Here is a 12,386-nt window from a genome sequence, read left to right on the forward strand (position 1 = left end):
AATCACTGAGACATCCAATTCAGAACAGCATCTTCGTTGGCTGCCACCCATTCCTCGGCATAGGCGGCGGGCTCTTTGCCTTCGATCACCAGCGCATAGGTCATGGCCGAGACCGTGTCGGTGTCCAGCTTCATATTGGCCAGCAACTGGGCAACTTCCGGGAACTCATCCTCAAGGGATTTTGCATAATGCAGGTGCAGATAGGCCAGATCCCAGGCCACACCGGCCTCGGATTTCTCAAGCCAGTCCGGATCGTCGGTCGGCTGCAACACGTTCCACTTGGACGCGTCATAGGCCGGCTCTTCCAGAATCTGCATGTCATGCAGGGCAAACACGTAATGCGGCGTATAGCAGAACCCGACCCACGGATCGCCCGCCTTGATCGCGTTGTCCAGGTTGGCATAGGCCACCGTCTCGTCAATCTCGGTCAGTTCCATGACCTGATCGTACCCATAAGACTTGGCCCGGATTTTTTCGACATTGGTCGAGGCCCAGCCCGGGGCGCCGATCCACACCTCACCCTGACCGTCGCCATTGCTGTCGAACAGCGCGGCAATATCGGGGTTGGTCAGATCTTCAATCGAGCGGATATCGTTGGCATCCGCAGTCGCCTTGTCGACACACATGCCCTGAAACGCCTCAACGCCGTTGGGGTTGAAAGCAACAGTGCCTTTGTCGGTGACATAGGTATCATGCAGGTTCTGCTGGTTCGGCATCCAGACCTCGGGGTGAACATGCATGGCGCCGGAATCCATCGCCTCGAATACGATCGGATTAGTCCCGTTCTGCAGCTCGACCTCAAGCCCGAGGTTCTGTTCGATGGCCACCTTCAGAATATGCGCCGTAGCGTTCACCGACGGCCAGTTCGGCACACCGATCACGATATCCGCAGCCATTGCTGGCCCGGCGACCGCCATCGATACACCTCCCAAAAGCGTTGCAAGTTTTTTCATCTGATATCTCCATGTTGGTCATTCGTGGTGCTTGTTTTTTTAGCGACCCTACTGGGCACTGACGCACCTTGCGAACAGTAGCGGGAAGGCGAAACTTCCCCGTTTCCTTGGCCAACGGCTTGCAGCGCCGGGTTGGCCCGAAAATTGAACCATGCCGGAACGCCGCCCTTCAAGAACTACGTGCGACAATCCCCGCTATGCGACATTATCGTAGATTAGTTTCGCTTTTTTGCAAATTGGAACGCCCAGGCCTTGCGTTGAAGCGATCACTGAAACTGAGCTTCAGGGCCATGAGAGCGACTTACACAACAGAATATTAACACACTCTTAACACATTGCTTTCATTGACTTATGAGCTGTGTTTTGCTTTTCGAGAAGCAGGTAACTGAAGGAAATACGATGGGTACAGTGAAGGCAAAAAAGGCGTTTGAGCTCGAAAACAAAGGCGACCACGCAATTATCCACTTTGAGCCAAGCACCCGTTTTGAAACAGGGCTCATGCAGTTTTCTACACGAATGTTAGTCATTTGGACCCTTGGCGGATGGATACCAGGCTTTCTTTTCGCGATTACAAAAGAACCATATGGCGGAACATCATATAATTGGCCAATTTTCTGGGCTGTTTGGATCATTCCTTTCATCGCAATATTGGCTTGGGGTGTGAAGATAGACAAAAAACATACTGGAAAAGGGTCTCCTGCGACGACAATTGCACTACACAGTGACAGAATTGACGCCCCTGGCTGGCCCAAGCATACGTCATATGGCCACGCAGACTTGGGAACACTCTATTCCCAAGCGCCGGACACTTCTTTCACTTACAAATCCGGAAAATACACCACTGACTACAAATCTAAAAAGCAGGCTGCCGAAGAAAAAGGTAAGATCGGCTTTTCGGTAACCGCCGACTATGGCGCGGAAAGGATTTCAATTGTGTACGAATGCCTGACCGAACAGCAGGCCGTCGGCATCAGAGATATAATAGCTGAATGGAGAGACGATCCGTCTTCGGTTCTAGGAAACGATTACAACGCGTCAGCCGCATAGATTTTCTATCAGCGAAATTCTGACAATCATCCCGACGAAATTAGCAAGACCAGGGCGAATTCAACGCTTTGGTCTTTTTTAGCGTTGCTGAGCTCAGTAGTTTTGCCTCACCAAATCACTGCAGTTCAAAATCAGAGCCCTAAGAGAAAACACCGCCATACGACCAGCGCGGCAGGCAAACGCGAAGCATGCTAAACTTGAAAAATGGTGCCCGGGGGCGGAATATGCGACTATATAGCAAACGAAATAAGTCATTGATTAAAAACACTTTTGAGGCTACTCGCTAAAACAAGGCGCAGCATTCTGTGTAGCAAATTGTGGAGCGTAAATTTGACACGAAAAGCGAACAAAAACCCACCGAATATGTGCCAACGTGGTGGAATATGGCACCTGCGCATGCGTGTGCCGAAACGATACGCTTACATCGAAGAAAAGAAGGAAGTTCATCGGAGTCTGTTTACCGGGGATCAGAACGAAGCCCAGGCACGCCTTCCTCTTGTGAAAAAGAAAATCTTGGCTGAACTGGATGCGCGTCTCGTCGGCAGGTCACCGGAAAAGAGTAGTCACTATGAAGCTATAGCAGAACTATCAACGTCTCGCTCATTTTCATACCGAACCGCTGATGAGCTTGTCGCGTCAGGTGCCGAAACAATAATGGATCGAATGATAAGCCTGATATCACACAATGACACTCCAACTTCTGAAGCGGCCACCTCCTTGTTGGGCGGAGTTGAGAGGCAAAAGCTGACCATCACGGAAGTTGCGGCATCCATGGAGACACGCTTCCCGGAAGACGTAGTCAATAAAGCCCATAGGGCCAAGAAATCTTGGTGTGCGCAATGGACACGCCCAGCTTCAAAGGTTGTCGAGCTGCTTGGGCATGACCCGATCTTTCAGGAAATTCTACGGCAAGACGCTGTCGCCCTCAGAGACGCGCTGAAAGATCGAGTTCTCGAAGGCGATATGAAGGGGAGGTCGGCACAGAAAGAGCTTCGGCTGCTGAATACCCTTTGGGATCGGTTTCATGATTCAATTGGAGTTGATGAGCGAGAAATGCCCCACTCCCCCTTCTACAATCTGGGGAAAGGCTTTGCAAAATTGGACGATGAAGACAGCCGAAAACTCGAGGTGCCGACCGAAATCATCAGTCAAAAAATGATTGCACCGGACGCACTACATTTCATGAACGACGAACTAAGAGACATCACACTTGTGATCGTGGAAACGGGCGCCCGCCAATCGGAAATCACGGATTTGCCCCCTCATTCAATTTTTCTGAATGCCTCCATACCTCACATCTGGATAAGAAAAGAAACCGGTGAGTGGGCAAGAGAGATAAAAAACAAACCAAGCAAGAGAAAAATCCCTTTGGTTGGAGTGGCGCTCGAAGCATTCCTTAGGCACCCTGAAGGTTTCCCAAGATACCGTTACAAGGGAACTTATTCTGCAGCTGCGAACAAGGCATTGCACGCCCACAAGATTTTGCCCGATGACATTACCGTTGTGGGGCTTCGCCACAGCTTCGAAACCCGCATGATAAATGCAGGCATTCCAAATGACGAGCGTGCCGCATTGATGGGTCATTCCATTAAGAAAGCCCGTGGCCGCGAAGAATACGGGGACAAAATGCCACTGGAGAAAAAAGTGCTCTATCACAAGAAAATCATGGTCAAGCCGCCAGCTTGACAGATTTGGATGCCAATCGCAGACGGATACGCGCCTTGGTGTCGTCTTGTGTCTTCAGCGCATCCAGTTCTTGCTCCAGGGTTTCATAAAGTCCAATGTAGGTTTCTCCATCCGCTCTCTGAGTTACCATCGCCCCTACAAAATCAAGTGCTTGCTCGACCGCTTCAATCTTTTTTACACGAGAAAGACTGGCATACACTTTGCTCATTTTTCGACCTCAATTCACAGGAGGTCGGGAAATAGGTCCGCAGTTAAAATCACAGAAAACGGGTTTGTTAGCATTTTTGGCAGCCAGGAACTTTCGCACCAAGTTGGAAGAAGGAATTCCTTAGTGCCACGTTGCCAACACCTTCAAAGAACACTCAAACCCGCTTTGAAAATCAAAGTTGGACCCATCTTCCGTTAGCCAAACGCGTTATTCTAACGGAGACACAACAATGACTGCACAAATCATTCACATGGAGCCAGAAGTTGAAGCAGCCATCCGCGACGGAAGGTTGACAACGATTGAAGTAACCGAAGCGAGAATGAAACTGGTCGGCGGCGTGCTGTCTCTGAGGGCTCGAGATCTTCTCCCTCCGAAAATCAAAGCCGAGCAGGACGTGAAAGAAGCAAAGTCAGCAAAGGAAAGACAGCGCGAATTCGTGCAGCGAAAGAAGGATGCCGGGTTCAAAAAAGATTGGCTTCATGAAAGCCTCGTTCTCCTTGCAGAAGAAATCGGGGGACAAGAGAAAATAGCCGAAAAAATCCAACAACTACAGCAGAGAGCTGAGGAGGCAGAGCGACGAGCTGAGGAGGCCGAAGCCGAAGTTCAACGGTTGAAGTCTCGTCGACGGTGGCGGCTTTGGTTCTGACTGTCAGTAACATGCAGAGCGCTGATCTCAGCCAGTGTCATAATTTTATCGGAGCCCTGAGGCATACCGTTCCAACCGGGGCGCGGCGTGATGAAGTGCTCGAATTGCACTGATAATTGCACAAAATTTACGTTTCTTCCGATGAACCCGAGAATGATTGCCTCTTGTAAGAGGTCACTGACGACGCGTTTTAAATCTTTGGATGTGACGTTCGGCTCCTTGTCGACAGCGATGTCAAGAATAGACATCGCCGCGGCCCTGCGCTCGTCTTTTGTGGCCGCAGCCACAAAATCAAGCAGTGCTTCTCTGACATCGGTTGGGGCTTTGTCAAAACGACCGAAAATAAGTGCCATTGTTACCTTTCTTCATCAAATACGAAGTCCTGAATCTCTTTTTGCAGTCTGTTGGCAGAGCGTGAAAACAAATGCCCTGACCTGGCTGCCAGACGCTCTGCGCCTTTGACAAGACGCGCGGCTTTTCGCGCGTCAGCGGCAATTTTCTCACGATCCTGAATGAGTCCGTAGACTTCAGGTTCCAATCGGTCTTTCGTTGTTGTTTTCTTGCGTTCCGGTCGTTGAACATCAATTCCCAGTTCATCACGCAAATACTCAAACCAGGCATCTTGAAGTGCGCTTCCCTGAGCACGTCTGTCATCTCTACCGAAGCGCCGCTTTGCTTCCGCTTTCGTAAATTTCGAGACACTTGCACGCATCGCGGTTCGTCCGTCTTTGTAGGTGCGCTCGTATGTCGGCATCGCAAAAACATCGACGACATGTCTGCCAGCTTCGTCTCTATCAATTCTGGCTGCAAAGACAGCACGACCACCATGGAATTTATTCACGAACTGAACGGCGTGGATAAGCATCTTGTATTGCCCGTGTTCGTCCGCTTTCACTAATTCGGTTGGAAACTGGCACAGCACATGAAGAGCAGCCGTTTGCCCTTGCTGTGCAACATTTGACATGTGAACTTCACGCGCAGACTTCAGATCCAGAGTATTCCAGACGAGTGGTGCTTCATCGCGGATGCTGCGTTGTCTACCGCTACGATCTGTTCTGTTACCGTGCCGCTCCATCGCTGCAAAGTCAGGCCACTTCAAGGCGACCTGTCTGATCGCACCGACATATCCTTTTTTGTTTGTCATATGATGCAGGTAGGGCCTTCGTGCGGATTTTGAAAAAATTGGTTAACCCGCTAACCCTTTTTTAGAAAAAAAGGCGGCCCCTCCGGGGGTGGGGAGTAGTATCGATAGGCTTCAACCGCGACTATGTCGGTCCGTTCCAAACGAAATCAATCCGATGTCAGCGTGTTTCCTGGGGCAGCGGTTCAACAGCCCACCGAAGAGATCCTGGAGGCTGTTTCAGGAACTGCCCGTCGGGCCACTCGGTCTTTTTGTGACGCATTCTGATAACGACATCAGTGTAGCCCGGGCGCGATCCACCTTGAACAAGCAGCACGGTGAACGAGATACCCGTCACGTTTGACCAATTTTGAAGCGACGGACCCAACTGTCGTTTGATTTCGTTGGGTATGAGGTTGGGCATCACTGCATCAGGGTCGATTTCGAAATCTTTGTTCGGCGCTATCAGGCTAAATGCCGGTTTGCGTTTCTTTCGATGCAAAGCAATCTGCGCTAAAAGCGCGCCATCGAACTTTCGCTTACAGTGACCAATCTCACTCGCGTCGATAAGCGCATAAACTTCCATGTCGGACATAATGTGGAAGAAAACTTCGGTAAATCTCCACGTGAGAAAGCGGCCATTTTCGGAGATCTGCAGGTTATCGAAGAATTCAGGCATCGTAGCCAATTCAAAAACTGGCTTCCTCAAGAAACGGCTTGATCCGGTTTTGGCCGGAAAACACAGCTCCCTTAGTTGATTAACAAAAACAAAGTGTTCTGTCGGCTTCTCGCCTTCCAACAAGATGGTTGGCCAAGACTCTGCCGTCTCATTTTGGAGAAAAATCAGCGCAAATAGAAGCTTTGCCGTCGTTGCGGAAAACTGGTGCATTTTGATTATCTCGGCAGCATAGGCGGAGATACGGAATTTCTGGTTAGGTGATTGCAAAATGCCTCTCCTTTCGTTGTGGAAAGGAGTTGGTGGTGCCTAAGTGCAGCGGGAAAGAAAGGGAGCAAAAAATTCTGCAAGCATCCTCGATCCTCCTGCCGCTACAGTAGAAATAGCTGCAAGAAGCTACTTTTCGTCTGCAAAAGATTGCTTGGAATCTGCAATTCACGCGGAAGAAGCCTCTTAAGCATCTGAAAGAGCGCAGCAAATGTCCCTGGAAATCTGGAATTATAGAAATCCTGAAAAGAAGAAATGACTTGTTTTTGGGAAGTCACAATGTGGCTTGGACCCATGAACATGTCGCTGCCAGCTACTGACTCCGCTGGCTCGGGTCACAAATCCAGATGTCCAAATAGATTTGCAAAGTTTTTACTTCCCTTTCAAAAGGGCCTGGCCGTATCGGCGACTTGGCCAAGCAGTTTGACGCAGTTCGTCTTGGTTTCTGCGCGGCTTCGGCGGTGATATCCGGTCAGCAGCCGCCACAGCGCTCGCCCAAGGTATTTCAGGCCCGTAGTACTTCGTTTCGCGCGACGGCTCCCGCAGTGTCGGGTTACCGCAAGTGTTGAGGCATCGAGCATAGCGAGAGCTGCTAAATGAACCAGAGAACTGAAAGGCCCGCCTCTCCACCAGTTTATGCTCGGCCCTATTCCTCGAAATAGGCCAGCTTTGAAATACTGGGGTGACCAACGACAATCGCTCGATCGAGCAACATGTTTGACATTTCACAGCTTGTTTCAGGCAAGAGCGAGCAGGCGTGGCAAGCGGCTAAGTTCAGGGAATTCAGGCCTTGTCCAGCACTCTCGATACAAAGCGGATCGGACGAACAATATCTTCCGTTCTCCAATGCTGCAGCGACCGTTGAAGGTAGGTACTCAGGTCGACCTTGTCGAACAAGGCCTCCAAGTGTTCCTTCCGAGTCCCCACTGGCTGTATAGAGCAACACACCAGCCATGCCATCGGGCCCATCCGATGCATAGATGCGCTCACATATGCTGGAACTGTCATAACCGGAGTCGAAGGCAAGTTGCCTGATGAGGAGATGAGCGAAAGTGTGCAGTAGTACCTTGGTCACACCTCCTTCCAAATCAACCCGAGCCATTCCTGCTTCAATCGCATTGTGGGCAATACGCAGCTGCTCAAATCGTTCCTGCACCGTCTCACTCGACGCCCATTCATCAAGCCGGCTTTTCCGAAGCCGCAGAAAAATGCCTTCACCGCGAACTGAAACACCCGGTAGCCATTCTGGTCTTCCAAGAGACAATGGGGCGAGGTCATTCTCATTTGCGCCTGGCGGAAGCAATCGGGTGAATCCTTGCAAGACACGTGTTTCTCTGAGACGTGTTACAAGAGCAACCTCCTCAAAGTGATCGTCAAACCAAGTGCCATAATCCCTTAGCTGTACCGGGCGGAGGTCAAAGTCTTCCCTGTCCCTGGGCGAAGGTCTTGGACCAGTGAACGCATCATATTCGGCTCGGCGAAAGGCATTTTCCGTTACCACGGTTTTGGCCGATGTTCCGTCCTTAAGTGCCAGCGCACCTTTCAGGAGTTCATCCGGTTCAACGCCGTTCTTCTTAGCCAGATACTCTAAGGTTGGTTGTGGCGGATCCGGTAGAAGCGCTTCGAGGATGTTGTATACCCCCTTGTCAGACAACACCTTCATGACACGTTGAGAATGGGGCGGGATGAGGATTGATTTTGCCACTTTGGCGAAATACGCGTTTGAAGCACCGCGTTGGATAGTTTGCATTGCGCTGTGTTGGCAGGACTCTGCGCTGCCGGGGCCAAGCCATGGTCTCTCACCTGGGCAACCTTCACTCAAGGTGTCAGCCAACACCCCGCGATTGAAGGCTCCAACCATAGACCGCTGTTCCCCACAAGTACGACAAACGATACGGATACCAGCGGTGCCAGGTTGGGTTGTTGATGTAAAATAGAGTTCCGCTGCTCCTTCAGAACAGTTGTGACCTCGGTGAACCCATCGTTCCCACGGGAAATCAAAAATGTGACCACTTTCACAGGCGACTACGAAGCGAACGGGTATCAACCGTGGCCGCCCGTACTTTTGCAATTCCCCACAGGTCTTGCCCCGTCCTCCCGCAAGTCGCTCCTTGTTGCTGCATCGCATATTTTCGTCTTTTGATTGGGTATTCCAATCAAGTTCCTTCATCCGCCGACAACGCGGGCAATAGTGCCAGCGCGGAAATCGAACAAATGGCATAGGTGCGCGGTCTTCCTGGGGTGCCATACCTCGCGCGTTAGATTCATGCGCAAGCGATGGTGTGTAGAAGTGGGAAATTCTACGCCCCATTTCGGCGCTCAACCGTTGTGCCAAGCGACTGTCCACAACTTTCGTCGATCTCTCCAGGTCCAGAGCGGTACCGGGTTGCGCCACGGGCCAAGCATCGAGGCCCGCCATCATCAGCGTGTCATCAAGAAAATCAACGATTGCACCGACACCGAACGGGACAATCCCTTGGGATGTTCTGAATTCATTCTTGGCCATTTTACTTATCCGGCTCCGGGTAAATCGAAAGAATGCTGGCCGAACTGCTACCGTCCACATTCCGCATGGATGTCATCACCGGCCAAGCGTCCTTCAGCAACTCATCATCTGATGTCCCGCCGAAAGGGTACATCAATGACGCTTCTTCAACGTTTCCGGCCATTTTTCCCCAGGCTGACGGGGAACGTTTGCGCCAGAGCTCTCTCCACTCCTCCAATTGATCTTTAGAATCCTCAAATTCGTCTTCGTTGATGTCTCGGATTCGACTGAGGACCCAATTCAGCTCATCATCCAGTTTTGATGCCTTGGCTGCGTTCAAGATGTCTTTTGGGTTGCTGAAACCGCACAAATGTCTCGCTACAGCAACCAAAAGGCCCCGCATCCCGCGGCTACGAGCTTGCGGTGAAAAGGGTGTCACACTGGTCGGCTCGACGTGACGATAGAGGCTTTGGTGGTACCCGACGAAACGCTCGTAGTGGGACCGATCTCGGTTCTTTGTCTGAGTATACGCAACGACGACCAATCCAGGATATTTGCGACCAACCCGTGAGGTGGCTTGGATGTATTCCGACGTTCCTTTTGGCTGGCCGTTCACGAGCATGAGACCGAGCCGGTCGATATCAACACCAACCGCAATCATATTGGTTGCGAGCAGAATATCCACCGGGGCAGGGTTCCGCTGACCTCGACGCCAATCGATTGCAAGCTGATCGAGAATTTCCGGAATCTCTTCAGCTTTGCGGCGGCTGGTCAGTTCTGCGGGCTCATCGAGCATTCGTCGGTTTTCAGGAGGAATGTTCTCGAGACCGCACAGCTGTTTTAAGTATTCCGGGATGTCGCCAGCACACAGGGTTGCTGCATGGCCGAGCTCGCGCAGCGTATTGAAATACCAAACCAAGGTTCCGTAGGGATTGAGATGTTCGGCCGTCTTTTCGTCGTTGGGATCAAAACGGTTGGGGAACTGCAGTAGTGGTCCTGTAACACGCACCAAAGCTGTTTGGTGCGAGGAAAGAGCGCTTCCGAGAAAGCCAATGTAAAGACGCCCTGGGGCATCGTCATTTTGCTGAGCAAAGTAACTATCGTTGGCTTGGTTGCCCTGCGGGGGATATTCGAAAGCTTCGCGATTATAAAGCGCACTGCATTGGTCGGCCGCTCGTCTGATCGTAGCGGTTGAAGCGACAATTTTCGGAGGGATGCCATCACGGGAACATAGCTTGTCGATTAGCGTCTCGTATAGGCCCACCATTGTACCAAGCGGCCCAGAAATGAGATGAAGCTCATCCTGGATGATTAGTGAAGGTGCGACGCCATCATCACCGCCAAAGAGGTTGTGGGTACGATCCTCCCAAGCAAGTTGCGCGAACTTGTCCACGGTACCAATGACCAGAGTGGGCGGGGCGTCATAGATGTCGTCGTCGATTACCAGAATAGGCAAGTGTTCGGAGTGAAACTCACACCCCGGTTCGGGGCAGTGAAAGCGAACTGTCTTTTCCCCACCGTGATTGTTTTCTTGCCGGTAACCTTGGAATTTGTTCTCAGTGAGATCAGTCCTACACCATGGACAGTGTAGTATTTGGAACGGGTTTGATTGATACGGCTTTGTTTTCAGGCTTCTTAGCTTTGCGCATGCATCACTCCTGCGGTTGGGAGTTAAGCTCGTACCCACCCACATTCCGATGGTGATTGGTTCATCGCCCAAGTCTATGCCCATCGCGCTTTCCCGCCGTAATTGCTCCAGTGCAAAAATCAGAGCGGAAGCTCGATCAAATTGTTGGCGCGTTAGAAGGCGAAGAGTGTAACGCATCAAGACAGCCGTTCCGCCACCCTCGTTTCTTAGGCGCCGCATTAGAATACTGAACGCAGCCAGACCTAAATATGCCTCGGTCTTGCCGCCGCCAGTCGGAAACCAAATCAGCTCGACCAGTTTCCGATCGGAGTGATCAGGGTCGCTGGCTGAGGCCAGGTTCATCAAGATGAAGCCAAGTTGGAATGCGCGCCACTTGTTCTCCATGCCGTCGCCAACCTGGCTGACCTCCTCACTACCAAGCTTACGTGGTTTCAGGCGGGAACGCTGCTGCTGCGTGAACATGGCACGGTTCATCAAGCGGAACGCGACCATTGCGTCTTTGTCCGTGCGCAGCAGCTCTATTCCTTGACGCATTCGACGCAGGCAGATTTCACACTTTGATAAGTTGCCTTGTGATGCCGAGCGCAAATGACTTGGAATGGCTTCGCGTGCCAGATCATCAATCCAAGCCGCATAGTCTTCTACAAGTCCCGAAAGAACATTCAAAATGGCTGTTTCTGGATCTGCCGACTCGTCGCCAGCGTAAAGAAATCCCATGGAAAGATTGAAGGCAGAACCGTCTCGATAGTGTTTTGACCTCGGTTCGACAGGTTGTACTTCGTATTGAGGAAGGGCTGCCGTACGTATCAGATTGCACCGACCGTCCTCGGAGGGGATTGAATTTCGATTCCAGTCTGCGGCTACCCCGTGTCCCAATGCAAATGAGCGGCGATGCCGATACAGTAGTTCGAGCTGATCCAACTCGTCTTCTCGCACCCCTCCATCCAGGCGATCTATCGATTCAAATACCGGTTCGTCATCTGCTGAACTCACTTCGAGTCCAACCTGGAAAAAGCAGGCGTCATACCTCGCGGATCGTTCACCACAGGTTCTTTTGTTGACCAGCATTGCCGATACGACTGAATTGCCGTCGTTCTCTCGTATGATCAGCTCAAATGAGAGTTCTCCTCGCAGTGTGGGCACCCTTACGGGATCCAACACACCGAATTGGTTTGTTTGGATCTTGACCAACTCGTCGATTGGCTCTCTGATATAGCGCTGACGGTGGGCCCTCTCAGGATCTGGTTCTGAACTATATGTAGCTGCACGAATTCTGCAGATTAACTCAGTTCCCGACTTAACTCTAAAGGTCAGGCCCATGGCAGCTGGGCGGAACTCATTCGCGAGGTTCAAGGGTTCTGTAACATCTGACGAGCGATCTGTTCTGTCTGTTTCAGAGCCGCCAGCCGCCGATGTACTGGAATCTGATATGTCCCCGTCAACAAGAGGAGCGGTATCATCACTTTCGGCAACATCCATTTCGGCCATCAAGATACGTTGAGGGAACAAGACTCCAGTTGCATAGAGTTGCAACGGATTAAGACGGATTGAGTTGGAATCCATAGGATCCAGCGGGCCAAAGAGTTTGGTCTGCAGGTCCTCAACCATTGCAGCACGCATCTCCCTGAAATCGTTCGGTAAGGTGCTCAT

10 protein-coding genes and 1 pseudogene are annotated in these 12,386 nt (G+C 51.3%); 3 read left to right on the forward strand and 8 right to left on the reverse strand.

The window, feature by feature from the left end; translation table 11 throughout:
• Positions 1-2 precede the first annotated feature (2 nt).
• Positions 3-953, reverse strand: a complete 951-nt coding sequence (locus tag GOX88_RS14570; protein ID WP_170403235.1) for an ABC transporter substrate-binding protein — start codon at positions 951-953, stop codon at positions 3-5.
• A 399-nt stretch (positions 954-1,352) separates the two neighbouring features.
• Here GOX88_RS14570 and GOX88_RS14575 point away from each other — a divergent pair, with 399 nt between their 5' ends.
• Positions 1,353-2,000: a hypothetical protein gene (locus GOX88_RS14575; protein ID WP_170403237.1), complete on the forward strand. Its 648-nt coding sequence runs from the start codon at positions 1,353-1,355 to the stop codon at positions 1,998-2,000.
• A 330-nt stretch (positions 2,001-2,330) separates the two neighbouring features.
• Positions 2,331-3,686 carry a DUF6538 domain-containing protein gene (locus GOX88_RS14580; protein ID WP_217354239.1) on the forward strand — a complete coding sequence of 452 codons (1,356 nt, stop codon included), beginning with the start codon at positions 2,331-2,333 and terminating at the stop codon, positions 3,684-3,686.
• Here the strand turns inward: GOX88_RS14580 and GOX88_RS14585 are convergent.
• The gene (locus GOX88_RS14585) at positions 3,670-3,894 is read right to left on the reverse strand and encodes a hypothetical protein (RefSeq protein ID WP_170403242.1); all 225 of its coding nucleotides are present in this window, start codon (positions 3,892-3,894) and stop codon (positions 3,670-3,672) included. The genes GOX88_RS14580 and GOX88_RS14585 overlap by 17 nt on opposite strands.
• A 229-nt stretch (positions 3,895-4,123) precedes the next feature.
• Between GOX88_RS14585 and GOX88_RS14590 the strand changes: the two genes are divergently transcribed.
• Positions 4,124-4,540 (forward strand): hypothetical protein, encoded by a 417-nt coding sequence (locus tag GOX88_RS14590; protein WP_170403245.1) that lies wholly within the window; start codon positions 4,124-4,126, stop codon positions 4,538-4,540.
• Here the strand turns inward: GOX88_RS14590 and GOX88_RS14595 are convergent.
• The 6 genes and pseudogenes from GOX88_RS14595 to GOX88_RS14620 all read right to left on the reverse strand — a co-directional run bounded on the left by GOX88_RS14595 (position 4,498) and on the right by GOX88_RS14620 (position 12,386).
• Positions 4,498-4,893 carry a hypothetical protein gene (locus GOX88_RS14595; protein WP_170403248.1) on the reverse strand — a complete coding sequence of 132 codons (396 nt, stop codon included), beginning with the start codon at positions 4,891-4,893 and terminating at the stop codon, positions 4,498-4,500. The genes GOX88_RS14590 and GOX88_RS14595 overlap by 43 nt on opposite strands.
• Before the next feature lie 2 nt (positions 4,894-4,895).
• Positions 4,896-5,684 carry a hypothetical protein gene (locus GOX88_RS14600; RefSeq protein ID WP_170403251.1) on the reverse strand — a complete coding sequence of 263 codons (789 nt, stop codon included), beginning with the start codon at positions 5,682-5,684 and terminating at the stop codon, positions 4,896-4,898.
• A gap of 157 nt (positions 5,685-5,841) precedes the next feature.
• On the reverse strand, positions 5,842-6,606 hold the full coding sequence (locus GOX88_RS14605; protein ID WP_170403253.1) for a hypothetical protein: 765 nt from the start codon (positions 6,604-6,606) through the stop codon (positions 5,842-5,844).
• A 407-nt stretch (positions 6,607-7,013) separates the two neighbouring features.
• Positions 7,014-7,156 (reverse strand): annotated as a pseudogene (locus GOX88_RS14610) (IS5/IS1182 family transposase); the annotation flags it as partial.
• Between the two features lie 93 nt (positions 7,157-7,249).
• Positions 7,250-9,109, reverse strand: coding sequence for a DUF1998 domain-containing protein (gene drmB, locus GOX88_RS14615; protein ID WP_170403256.1), 1,860 nt, complete (start codon positions 9,107-9,109; stop codon positions 7,250-7,252).
• 1 nt (position 9,110) lies between these two features.
• The gene (locus GOX88_RS14620; RefSeq protein WP_170403259.1) at positions 9,111-12,386 is read right to left on the reverse strand and encodes a helicase-related protein; all 3,276 of its coding nucleotides are present in this window, start codon (positions 12,384-12,386) and stop codon (positions 9,111-9,113) included.

Source organism: Ruegeria arenilitoris (genome assembly GCF_013030985.1).
In the GTDB taxonomy this organism is placed as follows: domain Bacteria; phylum Pseudomonadota; class Alphaproteobacteria; order Rhodobacterales; family Rhodobacteraceae; genus Ruegeria; species Ruegeria arenilitoris_B.

Excerpts from the sequence above, each read along its gene's own strand:
- GOX88_RS14570 (WP_170403235.1), bottom strand. The coding sequence starts at position 953 with ATGAAAAAACTTGCAACGCTTTTGGGAGGTGTATCGATGGCGGTCGCC.
- GOX88_RS14575 (WP_170403237.1), top strand. The coding sequence starts at position 1,353 with ATGGGTACAGTGAAGGCAAAAAAGGCGTTTGAGCTCGAAAACAAAGGC.
- GOX88_RS14585 (WP_170403242.1), bottom strand. The coding sequence starts at position 3,894 with ATGAGCAAAGTGTATGCCAGTCTTTCTCGTGTAAAAAAGATTGAAGCG.
- GOX88_RS14590 (WP_170403245.1), top strand. The coding sequence starts at position 4,124 with ATGACTGCACAAATCATTCACATGGAGCCAGAAGTTGAAGCAGCCATC.
- GOX88_RS14595 (WP_170403248.1), bottom strand. The coding sequence starts at position 4,893 with ATGGCACTTATTTTCGGTCGTTTTGACAAAGCCCCAACCGATGTCAGA.
- GOX88_RS14600 (WP_170403251.1), bottom strand. The coding sequence starts at position 5,684 with ATGACAAACAAAAAAGGATATGTCGGTGCGATCAGACAGGTCGCCTTG.
- drmB (WP_170403256.1), bottom strand. The coding sequence starts at position 9,109 with ATGGCCAAGAATGAATTCAGAACATCCCAAGGGATTGTCCCGTTCGGT.
- GOX88_RS14620 (WP_170403259.1), bottom strand. The coding sequence starts at position 12,386 with ATGAGCACCTTACCGAACGATTTCAGGGAGATGCGTGCTGCAATGGTT.